15 protein-coding genes are annotated in these 20,197 nt (G+C 64.4%); 9 read left to right on the forward strand and 6 right to left on the reverse strand.

Annotated elements, in window-relative coordinates; all coding sequences use genetic code 11:
- Position 1 precedes the first annotated feature (1 nt).
- From ACQR3U_RS16245 to ACQR3U_RS16265, 5 genes are all read left to right on the forward strand, one after another.
- On the forward strand, positions 2–2,131 hold the full coding sequence (locus ACQR3U_RS16245) for a hypothetical protein (protein WP_230810937.1): 2,130 nt from the start codon (positions 2–4) through the stop codon (positions 2,129–2,131).
- Positions 2,131–3,723 (forward strand): hypothetical protein, encoded by a 1,593-nt coding sequence (locus ACQR3U_RS16250; RefSeq protein WP_230810938.1) that lies wholly within the window; start codon positions 2,131–2,133, stop codon positions 3,721–3,723. Before ACQR3U_RS16245 ends, ACQR3U_RS16250 begins: the two co-directional genes overlap by 1 nt.
- 155 nt (positions 3,724–3,878) lie before the next feature.
- Positions 3,879–5,222 carry an ATP/GTP-binding protein gene (locus ACQR3U_RS16255; RefSeq protein ID WP_033098666.1) on the forward strand — a complete coding sequence of 448 codons (1,344 nt, stop codon included), beginning with the start codon at positions 3,879–3,881 and terminating at the stop codon, positions 5,220–5,222.
- Positions 5,219–7,030, forward strand: a complete 1,812-nt coding sequence (locus ACQR3U_RS16260; protein ID WP_230810939.1) for a type IV secretory system conjugative DNA transfer family protein — start codon at positions 5,219–5,221, stop codon at positions 7,028–7,030. Before ACQR3U_RS16255 ends, ACQR3U_RS16260 begins: the two co-directional genes overlap by 4 nt.
- A complete protein-coding gene (locus ACQR3U_RS16265; RefSeq protein WP_230810940.1) occupies positions 7,027–7,647 on the forward strand; it encodes a hypothetical protein in 621 nt (206 codons plus the stop codon). The genes ACQR3U_RS16260 and ACQR3U_RS16265 overlap by 4 nt, the downstream gene beginning before the upstream one ends.
- A gap of 234 nt (positions 7,648–7,881) precedes the next feature.
- Here ACQR3U_RS16265 and ACQR3U_RS16270 read toward each other — a convergent pair whose 3' ends face one another.
- The 4 genes from ACQR3U_RS16270 to mobF form a co-directional block, all read right to left on the reverse strand.
- Positions 7,882–8,337 (reverse strand): hypothetical protein, encoded by a 456-nt coding sequence (locus ACQR3U_RS16270; protein ID WP_230810941.1) that lies wholly within the window; start codon positions 8,335–8,337, stop codon positions 7,882–7,884.
- Between the two features lie 219 nt (positions 8,338–8,556).
- Complete coding sequence (locus tag ACQR3U_RS16275; RefSeq protein WP_230810942.1) at positions 8,557–9,222, reverse strand: transcriptional regulator; 666 nt, start codon at positions 9,220–9,222, stop codon at positions 8,557–8,559.
- Positions 9,209–10,018, reverse strand: coding sequence for a TIGR04255 family protein (locus tag ACQR3U_RS16280; RefSeq protein WP_230810943.1), 810 nt, complete (start codon positions 10,016–10,018; stop codon positions 9,209–9,211). Before ACQR3U_RS16280 ends, ACQR3U_RS16275 begins: the two co-directional genes overlap by 14 nt.
- A gap of 85 nt (positions 10,019–10,103) precedes the next feature.
- Positions 10,104–14,531 carry a MobF family relaxase gene (mobF, locus tag ACQR3U_RS16285; RefSeq protein WP_230810951.1) on the reverse strand — a complete coding sequence of 1,476 codons (4,428 nt, stop codon included), beginning with the start codon at positions 14,529–14,531 and terminating at the stop codon, positions 10,104–10,106.
- A gap of 229 nt (positions 14,532–14,760) precedes the next feature.
- Here mobF and ACQR3U_RS16290 point away from each other — a divergent pair, with 229 nt between their 5' ends.
- Together ACQR3U_RS16290 and ACQR3U_RS16295 are read left to right on the forward strand one after the other, a co-directional pair.
- Positions 14,761–15,216 (forward strand): hypothetical protein, encoded by a 456-nt coding sequence (locus ACQR3U_RS16290; RefSeq protein ID WP_230810944.1) that lies wholly within the window; start codon positions 14,761–14,763, stop codon positions 15,214–15,216.
- 655 nt (positions 15,217–15,871) lie between these two features.
- Positions 15,872–16,036: a hypothetical protein gene (locus tag ACQR3U_RS16295; RefSeq protein WP_230810945.1), complete on the forward strand. Its 165-nt coding sequence runs from the start codon at positions 15,872–15,874 to the stop codon at positions 16,034–16,036.
- A 228-nt stretch (positions 16,037–16,264) separates the two neighbouring features.
- Here the strand turns inward: ACQR3U_RS16295 and ACQR3U_RS16300 are convergent, their stop codons facing one another.
- The gene (locus ACQR3U_RS16300) at positions 16,265–17,269 is read right to left on the reverse strand and encodes a DUF4192 family protein (RefSeq protein WP_230810946.1); all 1,005 of its coding nucleotides are present in this window, start codon (positions 17,267–17,269) and stop codon (positions 16,265–16,267) included.
- Positions 17,270–17,477: 208 nt separating this feature from the next.
- Positions 17,478–17,867: a heavy metal-responsive transcriptional regulator gene (locus tag ACQR3U_RS16305; protein WP_007928756.1), complete on the reverse strand. Its 390-nt coding sequence runs from the start codon at positions 17,865–17,867 to the stop codon at positions 17,478–17,480.
- A 105-nt stretch (positions 17,868–17,972) separates the two neighbouring features.
- Between ACQR3U_RS16305 and merA the strand changes: the two genes are divergently transcribed.
- Positions 17,973–19,373: a mercury(II) reductase gene (gene merA / locus ACQR3U_RS16310; RefSeq protein WP_017838447.1), complete on the forward strand. Its 1,401-nt coding sequence runs from the start codon at positions 17,973–17,975 to the stop codon at positions 19,371–19,373.
- A gap of 220 nt (positions 19,374–19,593) precedes the next feature.
- The gene (locus ACQR3U_RS16315; RefSeq protein ID WP_094364518.1) at positions 19,594–20,196 is read left to right on the forward strand and encodes a recombinase family protein; all 603 of its coding nucleotides are present in this window, start codon (positions 19,594–19,596) and stop codon (positions 20,194–20,196) included.
- The last annotated feature ends 1 nt before the right edge of the window (position 20,197 follow it).

The raw sequence follows: 20,197 nt of genomic DNA on the forward strand, positions 1-20,197 counted from the left end.
CATGCGATCCCTTGTCCGTACTTTGCTTGCGGTGCTGCTGGCGGTGCTCGCGTTGGCCTCGAGTGCGACGCCTGCGTGGGCGCAGCCGCTCAGTGGCGCTGCCGAAGGGTGGCCTGCTGGGATGCCAGACGAGCTCAAGGAGTTCTTTCCCGGTCACCCGGAGTTCGAGGCGGCCGGGTGGTCGACCGATCCGGCGTGTGCGGACAAGGGTGGCGACTTCGGGCAGTACCTCGCGCAGTACCTCCGCTTCGACCAGCAAATTCTCTACTGGGCGTCCCCTGTGACGCAGCGAATCGCGCAGTACGCCGAACTGATGGGTGTTTCAGAGGATGAAGCGAAGCAAGCGGTGCTCGATGGCAAGGCTCCGACCACCTGGCCGGCATCCTTCCCTGGTGGCGACCCGGAGTTCTCGCCCTCGGCCAAGGTATGCGCTGCGGATCTGGCGAAGTGGTCGGAGCCCAGCGGGAACCACTGGGGATTTACCTGGGCGGCAGCACCCGACGCCGGTTCGATCGCAGTGATGAAGCAACAGAAGTGGGTCGATAACCTGCCGGACGACATTTTCGAGAATCCGTGCAGCGATCACGAGATGCTTTGCAACAGGGCTTATTTCCTCGACTGCGACAAGGGCACCAACATCAGCGAGATCAACCAGTGCCGGGGCTGGAACGCACAGGTCGGAGCGATGTTCGGTGGCATCTGGAACTGGAAAGAGCAGAACAAGGACTTCGCTGACCGGTTCCTTGATCTCGCCAGAGTCGGTGGTGTGGTCCTCAAGGCCGCCACGCCGCTTCAGATCCAGCTCGGCGTCGGCCTCGGTATGGCGGCCGTGGACAAGGCCGGTGATGTGGTCGCGTTCATCGCTGATCCGGGCAGCGTGATCGACGACTGGGCCAACAGCACCAAGGAAAGCGCGGTATCGCTGACCACCTCGGTCCTTGAGGGCTTGGCGAACATCCACGAGTTCAACCCGCGGGATGAAGGTTTCCTGCGGTGGTACGCGGTCAGTTGTGGAATCGGGGTGTTCGTCATGTCGATCACCGCACTGTTCACGATCTACCGAACCTCCGCACAGAAATCGACACGAATGGAACTGGCGCACAGCCTGATCGGGTACGCCCCGTTGGGTGTGCTGTCGATGATGTTCGCCCCGGCCGCCGCCGAAATGTTGGTCCAGCTCTCGCACGCGCTGACCACCTCCCTGTCCGGACTGCTCAAGCAGGACTTGGAGCAGGCGGTGGTGTCAGTATCGGCAATGCTTGGAGGCATCACGAGCGACACCGTCGTCGGTGGCTCTCTGACTGGCATCGTGTTCTTCGGGTTGTTGTTTCTCGGGTCGCTGGCGTTGTTCTTCGGCATGTTGATGCACGCCGCTGCCTTGCCGATCCTCGCCGGCCTGACAGGTGTCGCGTTCGGATTGTGGGTGCATCCGAACCTGCGGAAGAAGGCGATGCGCCCGATCTTCGTATTCATCTCGATCGTGTTTTCCAAGCCGGTGATCTTCCTCGGTCTGGGGTTCTTGGCCACGGTGCTGATCGACAGCAGCGCCGGGGCTTACGTCGACGGTGACCTCGCATCGCTTGGCGCCTTGGCGATGTCGGCGGTGTGCATCGGACTGGTCGGACTCGCTCCGTGGTCGCTGCTCAAGTACGCCCCGTTCATGCCGTCCAGTGAAGATTCGGAAGGCTTCGGCGATACCGGATCGGCGACCGGACAAGGGCTGGGCGGCACTTTGCAGACCGCGCAGATGGCAATGATGGCCCGCGGCGGTGGTGGCGGGGGTGAGGTCGCTGCGGCCCGCTCCGCAGGGGCGGCACACTCCCATCCTGTCGGCGGAGGGGGTGTTGGTGGGGGAGTGGCCTCCACCTCGAACGGGTCGACGTCCCATAGTTCCGCCGGGTCGACCTCCCACCAGCACTCGGGCGTTACCGCAGGTCATAGCGGTGGGGGGCGCGGTGGGGCGAGCACTCGCAAGCTCATGGGGGCAGCCAAGGGCATCTCCGGAACGGTCGCATCGGCCGGGGTGGGAGCGGCTGTCGTGGCCGGGACCGTGGGCGGCGCAGCGCTGAACAAGGCAGCCCAGGCGGCACAGAACGCTCCTGAACGAGCCGACAACATGGGAGATCAGTGATGAGTGACAGTGAGCAGCGCACCTCGATCCTCGGCTCGGAAATCGCTCGCCGAGGACTGATCCCCGTTCCCGAACCGGTGCTGTTCGCCTATGCAGCGGCGCTGATGCTCTCGATGTTCCTGTTCGTCTTCTTCGGATCGACGATCTGGACACTGGCCGGTGTCCTTGCGGTGGTGGGCGGCACGCTGTGGGCGACGACCGACATCAACGGTCGCCGGTCTTGGGCGGGGGAGAAACTGCACCGGATCCGGGATCGGCGGCGGCGAAAGCACGGTGAACACGTCTACCGGGCGCCCGGTGATGAGTTGTACGGGGTGCTCGGAGCCGATCCGGGCTGGGAGTTCCCGGTGCCGCTCGGAGATGTCGCTCCGCTGGATCTGACCGATACAGGTCTCGATGACATGTTCATCCTCGAGCACCGGACGCCTGGTGACAACAACTACTACTCGGTGGTGCTGTCGATTCAAGGGCTCGCCGAAGGACTCCGCGGCGCGGAGGAATGGGCGGTGACCTCGCAGGCGTTCTCGCGCACGCTGGCCTCGTTCGCGCGCCGATCCTCACTGCTTCGAGGGCTGGAGATGGTGCACCGCTCGGTGCCGGCCGATCTGACTCCGCACGTGGCGTGGATGGAATCGGTGGTGCGTGCGAATCCTCATGCACACCGGGTGATGCCTGCGGTCGAGTCCTACGGCCAGCTCATCGACGGTCTGGCCCCGGAGTCGGAAGAGCATCGTTGCTACGCCACGCTGATCTTCCCGAAGTCGGTCGAGTTGCTGTCGGCGGCCGGAGCGGTCGCCAAGCGTAAGGGCGTAGGGACGAAGGCCGGTATCGGCCAGGTCATCGTCGAGGAGACCATGCGGGCGGTCGGCGCGCTGACCTCGGCCCGGCTCGGGCAGGTGCAGGTGCTCGGCCAACAGCGTGCCTGTGCGGTGTTCCGCTCGATGCTCGATCCGTCCTACGCACTCGACGCCCACCGGGGCGCGAACTGGGGCAACTGCTGGCCGTCGTATGTCGGCGGAGACCTGTCGACACGGGTGTCCGACCGATGGGATACCCGAGTCGGGTTGATCCGACCCGGTTCGATCGAACCGATCCCGCTGCACGCTGAATGGCTCTCGCCGCTGTTGACCGGCGTCGACCCGGACCCCGGCGATCCTGTTGAGGGGCTTCCGGCCCAGCCCACAATCCGCACGGTGAAGGTGCGGATGGATTTCGTCGATGCAGTCAAAGCGCGCCAGGTGGCACGCAAGGACGCGACCGAGGATGCAGCACGCCAGTACAAGGAGCGAAAGAAGGGCCAGGTCACCGACGGTGCATCGGAGGTCATGGCGTCGGCGTCGCTGCGTCGCCGCGAAGACCTCAAGCCGGGATCGGGACACCACGGGGTGATCTGGTCGATGGCAGTGTCGGTCACCGCACCGGATGAGGATGCGGTGATGCGGGCGTGTGCGCGGCTCGAGCAGGCCGCCGACCAAGCCGCCATCAAAGAGTTCACCTGGTTCGACGACAGCCACGATGTCGCGCAATTCCTTACTCTGCCGCTCGGCCGTGGACTCGCGGCCACCAAGTACACCCGGGCCAAGGGGGTCTGATGCCGTCACTACGCAGCCGCAAAAAGGGCGCTGCGCCTGCGCCGACCGCTCCGGAGGTAGATCAGGCGGACACGCCGGTGGTTCCTCGTCGGCGTCCGCCGAAGCGCAACAAGTGGCTCGACCGGTGGGGATGGTACGAGCCACGCCCGGAAGGGGTGTGGTCGACAACTCGCCAGGCCGAAGCGCTGAATCTGGCGACCACCCGCAAGAACGTGCGGCACGAAGGTCTCGTGTCGGGGCGGAACCTGATGTCGAATGCGCTGGTCATCACCGATCCGTTCGCGTTGTACGGAAGTGAGATTGAGAACATCAACGTCGCGGTGGTCGGTGACATCGGCAAGGCGAAGTCCTCACTGATCAAGACCACCCTGGGACTGCGGCAGATCGCGGCCGGCCGTCAGGTCGTGGTGATCGACAAGAAGCGTCAGGGTGATCGCGGTGGTGAGTACACCGAGCTCGCCAAGTCGCTGGGGGTGCCGTCGATCAGGTTCAAGACCGGCGGTGACGGTGCGCGGTTGAACATCATGGACCCGGCGATTTCGTCGTCGGTGACCACTTCCGGTGGCATCGTGCCGGCCGGTCAAGAAGTGCTGATTGCCGCGGTACTCGAGGACACCATGCAGCGGACGTTGGTGCAGACGGAGATCGCGGCGCTGAACCTGGCGCTGAGACTGGTCAACGAACGTGCCCGCAGCGAGGGCACCGAGCCGATCCTGCGTGATGTCGCCGATCTGCTGCTATCCACGCCGGAGGAAGCGACAGTCACCTTCGGTGAGGTGTGGGAGAAGGAAGCGTGCCGGTGGGGTCGTGATCCGGGCCTGGCGCTGCGGCAGCTCTGCGAAGGAGATCTGCGAGGGTTGGTCGATCAGCCGACCTCGGCCGATGTCCGTCATGCGCTCGACCATCCGCTCGTGCACTTCGACGTGTCCGAACTGCCCAACAAGGGACCGGCGCTGCGGGTGGTGATGACGGTCATCAATACGTGGCTGTCGAATGTTCTCGCCGCTCGCGCATCCGAGCACAAGCAGACCATTCTCATCGTCGAGGAAGGCTGGCACATCGCGGAAGGCTCGACCGGGAGGGTTTTCCGCGACAACATGAAGCTCTCTCGCGGCCTGGGCCTGTCCACGGTCTCAGCGTTCCACCACATCGCCGATCTACCTGCGGATTCTCCGGCCAGGGCGTTGATGCAGGAAGCCGGGATCGTGTTCCTGTACGGACAGGATCGGGTGGACGATGCCGAGCAGACGGTTCGCATGTACCACCTGCCCGAATACTGCGTCGATCTGCTGATGTCGATGCACAAGGGGCAGTGCCTGGTGGTGATGGGCAAGTCCGATCCGGTGCTGATGAAGCACGAGCGGTCCCCGCTCGAGATCACCCTCACCGACACCGATGAGGTCATTCGGGGTGAGGCGAGCACGCTGGTCGGGCAGACCCGGCTCCCGGACACTCTCGATGCCGAGGAACTGGCCGAGCTGGTGGGGGCGGTGCAGTGAACGAGCGGGGTCAGCAGCGGCCGACACAGCCGGTGATTCCGGTCGGTACCGGCCTGGTGGTCGTGGTGATCGGCGGGGTCCTGTGGACGGTGTACGCCGGGGGCGCGGCTGCGGGCCTGGTGACCGGGGCGGGTCCGGTGTTCCCGGAAGGGCTGTACGGCACGTTGTCGGTGTTGCGGGCGTTGGTGCTCACGCCGGGCGACCCGACGGTGGGCTGGCCCGAGGACTCGCGGCCGGGCTCGGCGATCGCGGTGTGGGTGTGCCTGATCGCAGCGATGCTGGCCTATATCGCCGTCGTGCTCGTGATTGACGGGAAAGTTTCGGCACGTCAACGCGCTAAGCGCACGCGCCAAGAAGGGTTTGCGGACCGGGCGGAGCTGCGGCAGCGCGGCCTCGATCGTAAGAGCGCAGTGAAAGCCGCGAAGACGAATCGGGCGAGCTTGGGTGATACTCCGGCCCGCAAGATCGACGCGCATCAGGTGGCGACCCGGATCGGCACGCTCTACGGCGAGCATGGCAAAGATGCCGAGGTGTTCGTCCAGTACCGGGACGGCACGCTCGTCGAGGGTCCCACCGGATCGGGCAAGAGCTGGCGGTTGGCTTGGCAGCGGATCGTCGAGTCGGTCGGGTTCGTGCTGGCCACGACCACCAAACCTGATCTGCTGTGGTCGACGGTGGGGCAACGCTTGGCGTCCGGCCCGGTCGAGGTGTTCGACCCCGAGGGCATCACGCGGTGGCCGACGCCGATGCGGTGGTCCCTGCTGGCCGGCTGCGATGACCCGGACACGGCGATCCGGCGTGCCGATGCGCTGGTGCAGGCTGTTCCCCTCGGCGATACCAAGAACAGTGGGTACTTCTCGACGAACGCAGCGAAGTACCTGCGGTGCTGTCTGTATGCGGCCGCGGTGTCCGGTGGGGATGTGACCACCTTCTATCGCTGGGCGATGCAGCGGCAGGTGCCGAAGGTCAAGGAGATTCTGGACCGGGACCTGCCGACGTGGAGCGTGGAGTATTCGCAGCTCGGCGGCTCGGGATCGGATTCGGTCGACGATGTGATGTCGACGGTCTCGACGCTGCTCGATCCCCTCGCCTCACCGAAGCTGATGGCGGCAGTCAACGTCACCGCCGACGAGTCGGTGAACCTCGCGCAACTCATCCGCGACGGCGGGACGCTGTATCTGATCTCCGAAGGCTCCTACGGCTCGAGTGCACCGATCGTCACGGCGTTGGCGGCGGAGGCATATTACCTGGCCAAAGAGATTTCGCGGGAGTACCCGGAGGAGAGAATCGACCCTCCGGTGCGGTTCGTTCTCGATGAGGTCAACAATGTCGCGCCCATCCCGGATCTGCCCGACAAGGTCTCCGACAGCGCCGGGCGAGGAATCTCGATCTGGGCGTTCTGCCACGGTCAGGAGCAGAACATCCGGCGATGGGGTCCGAGCGCGGGGAAGATGTTCACGACGAACTCGCCTGTGCGGATCATCCTGCCCGGCCTCGGTGATGTGAACGAGCTCGAGCAGATCTCCCGATTGACCGGTGAACGCGAACAGTGGTGGTCTCCGACGCAGGCTCCTCGGCAGACGAAGGTGATGACCGCTCCGGAGATTCGCGGAATGCCTGCTGACCAGGCATTGATGATCTACCGGGGTGCGGCGCCGGCGCGGGTTCATCTCCCGCTGGTGTGGGACATTCCGCACTGGAAAAAGCGGGTGCTCGACTCTCGAGAGGTCTACAACTGGGTCTGCGAGACGAGGGAGCTGCCCGATTGGGCCTGGTCCCGCACGGGCGGGGAAGTGGTGCTCGGATGAGCAAGTACACGCCGGGCCGGCTGTCGTGGCGGCATCTCGACCAGGAACAAGCACAACAGTTGTGGGACGAGTTGATCGACTGGGTGGAGTGGTTTCGCGGCTGCTACCGGCTCACCGATCGGATCAAGGGCTGCTGGTATCGGCACCCGAAGATGGTCGAGGAACTGACGGCGGCGATGTCGGCGCACAAGGTCGCCTACGAACAGCTCGGCGACGGTCAGGTGCATTCGTGGTCGCCGGGAAGCTGGCACTACCAGGTCTACCAACCGCTTCTGCAACGCCTGGCGGCCAACTCCGACGAGTTCGGCGACTGTATCGACGGGCGCTGCGAACCGCCGACCGTGCAGGTCACGCTGCTCGAGGGGGCGCGGGAGTGGATCGCGGCGGACATCGCGGCACGGCCGACCCCGATCGCGGCGGCGGTCGCCGCGACCGGATCGCTCCCGGACTCGGGCGACGGGGCGGGGCCGGCGGTGATCGACGCTGCGCGGATGGTCGACCTGATCGACACGGGTGATGCCGAACCGGTCGATCTTGATGACGAGTTCGGACCGGTCTCGTATGACGGCCACGTCTGGGAGTGGTCCGATGATACGGAGGGATACGTGCAGACCTAGAGACTGCCGGGGAACACCACCAAGCCGGACTCACCACCCGGCCGTTCCTCGGTGTGGTGGCCTGGCCACGGCAGTGCCCGCCCAGGCGCCGCGGCCCGCCACCGCGAACAACACGGAGTCGACCTGAAACCGATTAGGTCGACTCCGTGTTGCCATCGAGCTAACTGCGCGGAGCTCAGGCTTCGTGGATGGTTGCGTTGCAAACGTCGTGTGCCCTCCAACTCAGAAAAGTAACTACTGCTCGGAGTTGAGTGCAGTTATTTTTTTCAGTTTCTTCAGGTATTCTCGCATTTCACGCCTTACTCCGCTGGCCGACTGAGTATTTTTTAGTTTATCCTGCTTGCTTGGATTACCGTCTCGAATCCATTTGTCGAACTCCAGGAGTGCATCTTCTTTCGCAGGAAACTCCCCCATCCAGTCCTCTAGCAACTCCGCCTCATTGAATGGGCCGAACGTTTGATCATCATAGGTCGACGTTTTAATTGCAACTCGAGTGTTATGGTAAACCCATCGTTGCAAAAGTAGGTTGACGCCCAACTGAGAAAGGGTGGCCACACGAATTTCAGGATCTAGCGAGTCGGAATCTACAACCTGAACATTTATAAATTTTGCAACGTAGTTTTTGCCATCGCCAAATAGATCAGGTAAAGGCATTTCCGTGTACGCCTGCTTAGTCCATTTGCTTCTCACTACCCCTTCCTCGACCTCCACGACGAGCAAACGAGGATGTAGGTATGCCCCTCGACGAAGGGCGCAGGGATGCTGAACGAGCATTAAGAGACCTTCAGGGTGCTCGAAGACATCGCCCGTGAACACTGGACGAAGCGGTTCTACTTCGTCCCCTCTCGCCATATACAAGTCATCATACGATGGCGGCGTCTCCAGAAACTCGTCTTCGGACATTAGCGGTTATTGGCCTCTCGGTCGGATTCCCACGTCGCCATCAGCGTCGATGAAGGTCTCAAAATGATCGTCCACCAACTCGGTGCGCCACCGCGGGTTGAACTCGTTAAGGACATCCTCCGCCGTTGCTCCAACGCTCCCGGTTTCGCTTCGAGCAAGCTCAATCACTAGGTCATACCGGCCGCCGACCAGGAGATCCATTCGAGAAAGCGCAACCCTTTCTTGAATCGGCATCTCCAACCATGAAACAGGCTCCTTAATGAAGCAAACTTCTAAAATATCGACCATTGCCCGAAGCTTTGCGATCTTCAGCCTATTTTCACCACTGATGCCCTCACCACGACGCCACTTATTTACAGCGGGAACACTGACACCCAGAACAGCCGCCACACTTCGCCACGAAAATCCAAGATCCGCAAGATCCTCAAGAGTGTCCCGCGGGGATTCCTTTGCATGCGCTTTTGCACGCTGATCAAGATCAAGTAGCAGGACGTCGCGCCGACTATTTTGAATAGACTGGCCAAGCCCCGCCCAGTTTCGGTAGTTTTGATCGGTCGCATCCACAAGACGACCAATAGACGAGGTCGCCTGGGAACGCGTCTGGGGTAGATCAGCTAGCTTGAACCGATCATCGCCGCCCGTAGCAATGGACTTGAAGTCAGTCTGAGCCATTGAGGACCTCCTCTCGAAGCTTATCCGTGATGAGTTCTTCAAACATTTTCTTGATCGGAGAATGAAGCTCTTCGGATACATTTAAAATGTGGGACGGATCGAATTCAGGAATTTTCCCCTCCGGCTCCACCCACGCCGCGTCACTGTCTATCAGGAAGAACTGCCCGTCTCGTGGAGGCTCCTGGGGTCTACGCAAGTTATCTGAAGATTGGACTACGGCTCCCGTACCTATCCCACACCTAAGGGTGAAGGTCATCCCGGGACTAGGCATCTGAAACTGGAAGACACTTTGTTGTTCCTGAAGCCTCAACCCTAAGGACTCTACCTGTTTCCGAGGACCCAGAAGGTCTGATATTACCCAGTCCGACCAGTCGAGCACTCCGTTACTATGTGGAACTCTCACTTCATCCACATACCGGAGCCCAATGCGTTCTATGCCATCCACCGGAGCGAACTCCTGCCGAGCAAACAGTGCACGTTCGGCGACTTGCTTAAACCACTCCCAGCCGAGGTAGTCGGTCGTTTCAATGGCGACTCCGTCCGGGCGGTACGTCACTGCGGTATGCACGTCACGCGAGACGAACTTCGGCAAAATGGATTCCTTGGCGCCGATTGGCTGTCCATTCGGTGCTATTTCGAACCCCATGGTGCGCTCGACCCGCTCAATAGGGGTGTAGTCCCGCAGCGCCTCCTTGATGAGGGGAAGTGCGGGCGCAGGGAGCTCAGAGACAGGGTGTCGCACCTCAAGAAGGACCACAGCGATAGGTGGGTGACGGTACACAGCAGAGGTGGTCATAACCCCAGCTTAGCGGACCTCTAAACCGAAGCTGATACCAGATCTATAACCATTCGTGGGACCTAGTTTCACACCGTAGTCCACGCTAGATGCGACGGCCCGGCTGTTGAGCATGATCAACCTGTGGTTCGTACCCCTGTGGTTGTGACGAAAGAGGACTAGACCGCCTCCGGTCCTCGTGCAACTGGAGCAGGTCGATGCGTCTGCGTTCGACATGGTTCCAGTCGAGCGCAGCTCGGCGGTCCTTGGGCCGGCCTCCGGTGAGGGTGTCCTCGTCGGTGATGTGGTGGGTGCTGCGATAGGCAACGGCGTCCGCGATGGTGGTCCTCCACAGGGCAGCGTGATCGGGCTCGTCGGGGCAGGCGCCGAGGTTCGAGTGCGCCCAGATCGGTGCGGTGTCGTCGGTGAGCTGGTCGCGGTAGTCGCGGTGGAGTGCGGCGACGGCCTGGTAGTCCTCGCGGATCGTGGCGGCGAGTTCGGGGTCGATGGTGTCGGCGTCGGACACGGGCGCGGCGACCCATTCGGGTGCGTCGGGGTTCGCGAAGTCTCGGCCGTCGGCGGCGATGCGGTCGAGTTCGGTGAGGAGCACGGTCGCTGGGGCGGTGGCTCCGGCCCGCTCTGCCAGATCGGCGACGACTTCTTCGATGTTCGCTCCGCTGAGGCGGTGGAGGTGTTCGATGCGTCCGGCGATGGTCTGGGCGCGTTCGTCGTCGGTCTGCAACGCGAGCGTGGGCAGGTGCTTGGCGATGGTCTCTTCGTGCTCGGTGAGCCATGCGGTGTTGCGGCGGGCTATCAGTTCGGTCAGGGGCTTGGCCATGTCGGAACGCAGCGCGGCTGCGGTGGTGTCGACGCCGTTTGCGGTCAGGCGTTCGTGATGCCAGGTGAGCAGGTTGGTCGGGTCGACGCCGGCTTGGGAGGCGCGGTGGAGTTGGCGGGCGAGCAGTCGTGCGGAGGATTCCTCGGCGATGCGGGCACCGAGTTCTTCGCCGAGTGCAGCGGTGGCGAGGGTGCGAACTCTCTGTGTTTCGAGGAGTGCGGAGGTGTCGCGGTAGCGGCGGATGACCTCGCCGATGCCGGTGTCTGCGGCCGCGGCGCGGTCGGTGGTCTCGGTGTAGCGGCGGGCGCATTCGACCGCGGAGTCGTGCATTTCCGCGTCGGTGTGGAGGGGGTCGCGGATCGGTAGCGGCGGCAATGTCGGGTGTTCAGTGAACTGGCCGACGATGGCGCGGGTGCGGTGGGCGAGGACCGATCCGATGTCTTTCGCTCCGGCGAGGGGGCCTTCGGCGAGGGCGTGTCCGAGGAGTGTGCGGGTGCTGTGGCCGTGGTCGTGGGCATCGGCGAGGACCTGGCGGAGCTGTGCCCATCCTTCGGTGCCTTCGATTGTGGCGGCGATGTGTTCGGGGAGGGTGCGGCGCATCTCGGTCTCGAGTGCGTCGTCGCGGAGGCGGCGTTGGGCGGCCAGATATGCCTCGCGCAGCCGTTCCGGGTCGGTGGCGTGGGCGGCTTGTTCGGCGAGTTCTTCGGTGGCGGTGCGGTGGCCGTTGTCGGTGGCGACGACAGTTTCGAGGATCATCCGGCCGGTGGAGACGTTCTTGTCTTCGAGGTGCGGACGCTCGGTGTCGAGGTTGACGGGTACGTCGACCGGGACGTAGATCCGGTTGTCGGTGCGGGCGCGGGTGACGGCCACATACAGCCCGGAGCGGTCCATGTCGGGGGTGATGATGGCGTGGGCGGTGTCGACGGTGACGCCCTGGGCGCGGTGCACTGTGGAGGCGTAGCCGAGTTGCACGTGGGTGCTGATGTAGTCGGCCGGCAGGGTGATGACGCCGCCGTGTTCGAGGTGCCGGACGGTCAGTGCGCCGCGCTCGGAGATGACATCGAGCACTTCCCACAGGTCGCCGTTTCGCACGAACGCTCCGGCTTTCTTTCCGCCGGAGGGGTTCAGATCGCGGCGGTTGCTGCGGGTGAGCACGATATCGCCGCGGCCTGCGGTGAGTTCGTCGGCGAGGGCGACGGTGGTGGATCCGTCGCTGGTTCCGTCGTGGCGGCGTACGGCCTGGACTTGGATGTTCGCTGCCGTGACGTCCTCGCGGGTGGGCAGCATGACGATGGATTCTTTGCCGTCGGCGAGGTCGTGGAGGTAGTTCTCGACGGCCTGGCCGATCATTTCTTCGCGCGTTCCTTCGCGCACGAGATCGCGTTCGTAGATCAGGTCCAGGCCGGTGGAGTCACCGGATCGCAGCAGCATCGAGTTCTCGGCTTGGGCGGTGTCGTTGCCGAATCGGACTACGGTGTCGAGTTCGGGCGCGTCGGTGTTTTGCGCCAGATAGCGCAGCATTCCGCCGGTTTCCACAGCGTCGAGCTGGGCCGGGTCACCGAGCAGGCGGACGACTGCGCCACGTCCCTTGGCGATCTCGACGACGGCGGCGAGGTCGAGGGTGGAGGCGAGGGATGCTTCGTCGACGAGCAGCATCGTGCCTGGTTCGATGTCGATGCCGGCCGGAAGTGTGCCGGGGCGACTGCCGACGAGACCGCGCCAGGGGTAGGTCAGGGAGGCCAGGGTCAGGCCGGTGACGCCGACTTCTTCGCCGAGTGTTTCGGCGGCGACTGCGGAGGGTGCGAGGGCTATGACGCGACGGCCTTCGCTCTGCCATGCCTGCACGACGGCTTTCATGCTGGTGGTCTTGCCTGTTCCTGCGGGTCCGACACCGACGGCCAGCAGTGCCCCGGATTGCAGGAAGTGCTCGGTCAAGGTGCGCTGGCCGGCGTTGAGGTTGCGCCCGGTTTCGGCGCGCATCGTCTCGTACACCTCGTGGATCGAGGCGGTGCGGGCGGTGAAGACGGTGGGTTCGCTGGTGGCCGATACCAGCATCGTTTCGGCGTCGAGGATGCGCTGGGAGCTGTGTTTGTGGCTGCCGTGGTGGGACAGAACGAAGTCGCCGTTACGTCGGCGCAGACGCCTTGGGATCGCCGGCAGCTCGACTCGTGGGGTGGTGACCGACACTTCCACGACACGGTTGGTGAGTCGATCGACTGCCGTCCGGTAGGTGTCGAGGTCGGGGAACGTCTCACCGCCGAGGTGGGCCTGGACTGCGGAGACGATGTGTGGCAGTTGCCAGCGCGAGCGCTTGGATTCGAGCTTGGTGATCACGGCTCGGGCGTCGTCGTCGAGACTTCGATGCTGCGGCGTCGGTGCGTGATCGGCGGCGAAGGCGTCGCGGACGAGCTGGTCGACGGCCTCGTTGCCGCCGAGGATTTCGGCGGCCTTCTCGCGCCATCCTGCGCGCATCTCGGCGAGTGATTTGGCGTCGGCCTTGCCTTCGCGGGTGTCGAGGGTTGCTTGTTGATAGAGCTGATACATCGTCTTGGCGTCGGGCATCCGCTGGTACTTGGCGCGGTATTCGGCCACGAGTTCGTCGCGGCGGGCCTCGATTGCGCTGCGGCGGGAGCTGAACTTCTCGAGCATGTTGCGGGGGATGGCGGCCAGTTCGACGACGGGTTGCTTGCCCTGCTCGATCTCGCGGTGGGTCAGCTCGAGGCCGAGTTCGGTGCTCAGGCGCTGCATCACTTCGGCGTTGAATCGCTGCGAGGCGGCGACGGCGAAGCGGAACATGGTCGATCCGTCGACGGCTCGCCACTTGCCGTCTTCGGCGGCCTGGGTCTTGATCGACACGACGGCGTGGGTGTGCAGGTTGGGGTCACCGCAGCGGGAATCGAAGTGCTTGTAGAGGGTGGCAACGAAACCGTTGGTGTCGATCTGCTCCTCGCCGTTGCGGCCGACGCGGGTGAAGCAGGCGTTCTCTTCTAGCCACCGGAGGGTGTCTTTCACCGTGGCATCGACGATGCGCTCGATCTCGATGCGCGTTTCGTTCGGTGCCAGTGCCCACAGGCTCGACACGCTCTTGGGCGGTGTGAAAACCAGGTCGTGGCCGGCTACCGGGTGGCGGACTTTGCCCTTCTCGTGGGCGATCCAGTTCCGCAATTCGGCCTCGTTCGCGACTGGCCGGCCGTGCTTGTCCTGGAACATTCCTCCGGCGATGCGGTCGAGGATCGCAGCGGATTCGTCCAGGCTCGGGGCGTGTCCGTGGGTGTCGGTGTACTCGGCGATTTCGGCCGCGTGTCGATCGAGCAGCTCGACGTTGTTCTTAAAGGTCGGGAACTTCCGTCCGAGTCGAGCGAGCCGGATTGCATCCTCGGAGGGGACGCCCCGGTCGATAAGTTCGGCGATCAGGGCGTCGGCGTTCGGGTGGAGACCTTCGCCGAACAGGGACTTCATTTGCGCCTCGCTGACGACATCGCCGACGGAGATCAGGTCGGCGTTCTCAACGTGGATGTCGTCGAGAAGGTCGTTCAAACCGTCGACGCCGGAGCCGAACCATTCGCCGGGTGGTGTGCCATGCGCGGTGTAGTAGTCGGTCAGTTCTGCTCCACGTTCACGCTCGCGGTCGGCTGTGGCGACCTGACGTGTCAGGTACTCGTAGCCGTCCGCTGCGTGCAGGACGTGGAGGGTCATCACGGGCTCGATCTTAGCGGTACGAATGTGCAGGTTGGGAGCGGGATTCCCGAATGTCAGTAAAACTGCAAGAGGTGTGTCCCCTTCCTTCTGTTTCTGAAACCCCGGATACGGTGCGGGGTGGATCGGTGTAGCCGGCGGTCGCAGCCGCTCCGGCGAAGCGACCGGGTTTGGTCGGGCTGCTGGTTTAGACTCGGCGTGAGTTGTTGTAGACGGGAAGGGTGTCGCAGTGAGTGGTTCGGGGGATGCGGTGCACAACGAGACGAAGGTGATCTCGTCGCGCAGTCAGGCACGGTCGAAGTTGTCGGAACGGCGCGCTGAATTGCTCAAGCGGATCAGCGACAACCAGCGCGACCTCGAGCGCGCGTTGGCGTCGCTGGAGAAGGTGGACAAGGCCGCAGTTCGTCGTGATGCGGCGATCGCCAAGGCGAACGAGGAGTTCGAGAAGAAGAAGGCTGCGGCCGAACTCGCGGCGGGCAGGTCGCTGGCGCAGGTTGCTGGACGTGGCGAGACCGCGACCTCGATCTCCGAACTCGTCGATCTGGACGTGGCGATGGTGCGCCGGTTGGTGAAGCTGGCCGAAGAGAACAACGACTCGACGCCTCCCGCACAAGGATCGAGCAAGGGCGGCAGTGAGGCGAAGGAACCGACACCCGACGTGCCGGTAGCTGCTTCCGGCTCCTGATCGGGCAGCAAGCACCGGCGCGAGATCAGAGACGGAGCCACTGTGCGGTGGGAGCCAGGAGACGAGATCGAACGGACTCGCTTCTTCCAGCGCATGGTGTACGGATCGGACTTGGATTCTTGTCACCTCTGGGTCGGTGCGCTCGGTGACGACGGCTACGGACCGGTTCTGGATAGCTCGAGGCGGTCATCAGATCGTGGTGCGACTGCACCGTTACGCGCTCGCTGTGAGCTGGAACGTGGCCTCGACGACGACGAAGTGGCGATGCACCGGCGTTGTGACAACCCGCTGTGCGTCAACACGGGCGACGGTGATTCCTTCGCTGCCCATGTAGTGCTCGCGTCGGCCGCTGAGAACATGGCGGACATGGGGCGTAAGGGTCGCGGCGGGGGGCTGGCGGTTGTGGTTCGGTGCCGACCGCGCCGAACGTGCTCGACGCTCACGAGCGGTGCGCGATGCGGTGTTGCGATATGACTGGGATCAGCACGCGATTGAGACAGCCCTGTACGACGGGGTGCAAGGAACGCTGTGGTAGTTGGTAGGCGATCGTCTTCTGGTGTGTCGAGGCGGTTGGTTCGGTCACGGTGGGTATTCGATGATGAGAGTTGACCGTTGCACGCGAGTCGGGGCGGTTTCGGAGACGTTAGGGGTTCTTATGCAGCGCAGTGAAGCGGAAGTGGCCTTGCTCGGTGCCGTGCTTGAGGTGATGCCGATTTCGGATCTGGCCCTCGATGCGGCGGTCGCCGGCATATCGGTGTTGGACGTACCCCGCACTCGGGGCATCGACATCTGCTTCTCGGATAAGCCGGACATTCTCTGACGGCTCGCCTGAATCGCACCGTGACGATGCACGGTCGTCGCACTGCGGTTGGGTGTCGTCCCGGCACGGTGGCGCGGATCCGTGCGCGGGCTGCGGGAGAAGTCGGGCGAAGGGCTCGATGCCCTGAGATCGGCCCTGCGCGCTGCGGAGGTGCGGGCGGGTTCGTTGGTGAGTTGGAGATTGGGCGAGGCCCCGCACCGGTCGGTGCGGGGCATCGTGGTGTGTTTGTCAGTCCTCGGGGCTGAATCCGAATTCGGGGAGGACGTTTCGACCGGCATCGAGGACTTCTTGCACTCCCTTGGCGTGCAGGCCGTGGTCGACGACTTGGCGGATGAGAAGAGCGAGCTTGGGGATCTGGGTCTCGTGGGCTACTCCGTTCTCGATGGCGCCGAGGGCGACGGCGGCGCGGACTCCGTAGCCGTGTGCGTAGGCGACGGCGGCGAGGACGGACAGGATCGTAAAGCGGGCGTAGCCGGAGGTCTTGCGGGCGGCGTCGGTCAGGATGGCGACGGCGGCGACGTTGCGGGAGAAGTACAGGGCCACGTCGCGGGCGCGGGGGTTGTCGGTGAGGGTGATCGCGACGGCGACGGCTTCGGGATAGGTCAGCTCGCGGGGTGCTTCGATGGCGTCGCGCAGCGTCTCGAGGTTCGCGGCGTCGGTGATTTCGGGAGCCTGGGCGCGGGCCTGGCGCGCGTCCCACTGGCGCTCGAACAACACTCCGAGGTCTTCGGCGGGTGCGAGTTCGGCGGCGAGGGCGTCGCGGCTGGGGGCAATGGGTGCGCGGCCGTCGATGACTCCGAGGACAGCAACGGTGCTCGTGAGGATGTCGCCGAGTTCGCCGGATTCGGCGCTGGGGAAGTTGAAGAAGGTCTCACCGGCGGTGTACTCGGGCAGGACGGCGGCGATGGGCACGGCCAGACCGAGTATGTAGGCGTGGCGGGTGGCGGCGAGAAGGGTTTCCTCTGCGGTGTCGCCGTTGGGGTGGATGCTGACCAGCGCGGCGATGGTGGCGTTGAAGTCGGCGGATTCGGCGGCGGCCATGAGCTTGTCGAGAGCGACAACGGCGGTGGCGTTGTCGTGGTCGAGACGGGCGAAGGGGCCGGTCGTTCCCTGGGGATCGATCAGGGCGATGACGAGGGATTCGTTCGGGACCATGCCGAGGAAGGCGGGGATGCCTTCGATGAACTGGGCGGTGTTGAGGCGGGTAACGGGGGCGTTCTCGTTGTTGTTCATGCCTCTAGTTTACATCTGTTTTGATGCTTTTTCGATGTTTTTTTGGTGTTGTTCCGGTGCTTTTCTGGTGATGCTGGTCACACGTTTTTAGGCTCTGACCTGTGGTTCTTCGGGTGTATCGGTGTGGCTTTCGCCGTTATATGGCGGGGTTCTGTCGACGCTCTGTGGCGGCATCTGCTCATGGCGATACACGCGAGCACCGGTCTGGTCACAGATAGCGGCAGACGGTCGTGGTGTCGCATTTGGTGGGGTCGCTGGTGGTGGCACTGTGGTGAAGGTGCGCGACGGTGTGTCGCAGTGCTTGCAGGTCGGCGATTTGGCGGTCCAGGTCGCCCAGGTGGGCTTCGAGCAGGGCGTGCACGTGCTGGCAGGGTGCGACTCCGGCGTCGCGGATGTCGAGGATCTCGCGAATCTGGGCCAGGGTGAGCCCAGCGGTGCGGCCGCGGCGAACGAAGTCCAGGCGCGCCAGGGCCGCAGGGGTGTAGTCGCGGTATCCGTTGGCGGTGCGCTCAGGCGCAGGTAGTAGGCCAGCTTCTTCGTAGAAGCGCAGCGTCTTGGTTGTGGTGCCGCTGGCCACGGCCAACTCACCGATGCGCACAGTGGCCCCTTTCTCGGCTCTCGTCCATGTTCGCCTTGACCTTCCCCTGCGCTGGAACGTCCACTATGGACGCTGAAGAGGGGTCACGCGAAGGAAGGTGGGCAAATGGGTGTGGACTACGACGTCGATCTGGCCGTGATCGGCTCAGGAGGCGCGGCGATGTCCGCCGCCATCGCGGCCAGCCAGGCCGGTAAGAGCGTCGTGCTGGTTGAGCGCGGTGTTCTGGGCGGGACGTGCGTGAACATCGGCTGCGTGCCGTCCAAGACGCTCCTGGCGGCCGCCGGGGCCCGGCACGCCGCGCTCACCAATCCCTTCAAAGGTGCCCCAACGTCAGCCGCACCGGTGAACCTCGGCGATCTGGTGGCCCAGAAGGACGCACTCATCGAGCGCCTGCGTGATGCGAAGTACGCCGATGTGGCCGCTGCCTACGGCTTCCAGGTCCGCCCAGGCCAGGCCAGCTTCCTGGACGGGGACACCCTGGCCGTCGACGGCCAGGCGCTGCGGGCCCGGGCCTATCTGGTCGCCACCGGTGCCACCCCCGCCATCCCGGAGGTGGTCGGTCTCGACTCTGTGGACCGGCTGACGTCCACCACCGCGATGCAGCTGACCGAGCTGCCTGAGTCCCTGGTCGTTATCGGTGGCGGGTACGTCGGGATGGAGCAGGCCCAGCTGTTCGCTCACCTCGGCACCCGGGTCTCTGTGGTCGGGCGTCTGGCGCCGCACGCCGAGCCGGAGCTGGCCCAGAGACTTCGGGAAGTCTTCACCGACGACGGCATCACCGTGGTCGAAGAGCGCGCGACCACTGTGGCCCGCGAACCAGGCCCCGCAGGAGAGGTGGTGGTGACCACGGACTCGGGCGAACAGGTGCGCGGCGCGCAGGTCCTGGTGGCCACCGGACGCCTGCCCCGCACCGACGGCCTGAACCTGGCCGCTGCCGGTGTGGACGTGGACGAGCGCGGCTTCGTCGTGGTCGACCAGACCCAGCGCACCTCCAACCCGCGCGTCTGGGCCGCCGGTGACGTCTCGGGGGCTCCCCAGTACGTCTACGCCGCCGCCGCCGGCGGTCGGGCCGCCGCGCTCAACGCCCTGACCGAGGACAGGTACCCGCCGGCAGCTCGGGTCGACTACGCCGGCTTTCCTGCGGTCGTGTTCACCCGGCCCCAGCTGGCCTCGGCGGGGTTGACCGAGGACGAGGCCCTCACCCGAGGACACGCGTGCGACTGCCGCGTCCTGGACCTGTCCGATGTCCCCCGGGCGCTCGTCCAGCACGACACCCGCGGGGCGGTGAAGCTCGTCGCCGACGCCGTGAGCGGCAAGGTTCTGGGCGTGCACGCTCTGGCGGACGGGGCCGGGGAGATCATGCTGGCGGCCACCTACGCCATCAAAAGCGGCATGACCGTCGACGATCTGGCCGACACCTGGGCGCCGTACCTGACCATGAGCGAAAGCCTGCGCATCGTGGCCGGCCTCTTCCGAAACCAGATGCCGACGTCATGCTGCGCCTGAAACCCGCGGCCCCAGCGGGGTGGACGAGGGCTCCCGCGGCGGCCCGCCTGGCGCCGTGAATGTGCCTTAAAAACCTACAGTCTTATGAGACACCAGGCGGGGACCGGACGCCGAGACCGCTTCATGGGCCGATGGGCACCTTCTGCCTCTCGCGAAGTCGTCTCACCGTGAACTGTCGCAGGGTGGTGCTCGGTAGGGGTTTGTGAGTCATAATCATGTCATGAGGCTCTTGGGGTACACCCGCGTGAGCACTGCGAGTCAGGACGCGCAGTTGCAGTTGGATGCACTCGTGGATTCCGGGGTGCAGAAGCGGGATGTGTTCGCGGATGTGACCTCGGGTAGCCGGACCGCGATCGAACGCCCGGGGATGAAGCGCCTGTTGGACTATGCCGAGTCCGGCGACACGGTCGTGGTGTGGCGCATCGACCGGCTCGGCCGATCCTTGATCGATGTCCTCAACACCGTGAACCTGATGCGCGACAAGGGCGTAAAGATCAAGTCGCTTTCGGACGGCATCGACCCGGAGACCACTTCCGGCCGGTTAATGCTGGGCATGCTGGCCACGCTGGCCGAGTACGAGCGCGAGCTGATCACCGAGCGAGTCAATGCCGGCATCGCTGCGGCGAAGCAGAGCGGTACCCGGTTCGGTCGGCCGCCTGTTGACCCGGCGGTGATTGCGGAGAAACTCGACATCGCTCGGGACGCCCGCGCCAAGGGTCGCACCGCCGAGGAAGCCGCCCGATTGGTCGGATGGTCTCGCGCCACGCTGTACCGGCACCAACAGGCTGCCCGCGACCGCGACATGGTCTCCCAGCAGGTGTGAC

Origin of the sequence: Rhodococcus sp. IEGM1339 (genome assembly GCF_050321925.1) — a bacterium.
Taxonomy (GTDB): domain Bacteria; phylum Actinomycetota; class Actinomycetes; order Mycobacteriales; family Mycobacteriaceae; genus Rhodococcus; species Rhodococcus pyridinivorans.

Excerpts from the sequence above, each read along its gene's own strand:
- ACQR3U_RS16315 (WP_094364518.1), top strand. The coding sequence starts at position 19,594 with ATGAGGCTCTTGGGGTACACCCGCGTGAGCACTGCGAGTCAGGACGCG.
- merA (WP_017838447.1), top strand. The coding sequence starts at position 17,973 with ATGGGTGTGGACTACGACGTCGATCTGGCCGTGATCGGCTCAGGAGGC.
- ACQR3U_RS16245 (WP_230810937.1), top strand. The coding sequence starts at position 2 with ATGCGATCCCTTGTCCGTACTTTGCTTGCGGTGCTGCTGGCGGTGCTC.
- ACQR3U_RS16265 (WP_230810940.1), top strand. The coding sequence starts at position 7,027 with ATGAGCAAGTACACGCCGGGCCGGCTGTCGTGGCGGCATCTCGACCAG.
- ACQR3U_RS16275 (WP_230810942.1), bottom strand. The coding sequence starts at position 9,222 with ATGGCTCAGACTGACTTCAAGTCCATTGCTACGGGCGGCGATGATCGG.
- ACQR3U_RS16295 (WP_230810945.1), top strand. The coding sequence starts at position 15,872 with ATGCAGCGCAGTGAAGCGGAAGTGGCCTTGCTCGGTGCCGTGCTTGAG.
- mobF (WP_230810951.1), bottom strand. The coding sequence starts at position 14,531 with ATGACCCTCCACGTCCTGCACGCAGCGGACGGCTACGAGTACCTGACA.
- ACQR3U_RS16280 (WP_230810943.1), bottom strand. The coding sequence starts at position 10,018 with ATGACCACCTCTGCTGTGTACCGTCACCCACCTATCGCTGTGGTCCTT.
- ACQR3U_RS16300 (WP_230810946.1), bottom strand. The coding sequence starts at position 17,269 with ATGAACAACAACGAGAACGCCCCCGTTACCCGCCTCAACACCGCCCAG.
- ACQR3U_RS16250 (WP_230810938.1), top strand. The coding sequence starts at position 2,131 with ATGAGTGACAGTGAGCAGCGCACCTCGATCCTCGGCTCGGAAATCGCT.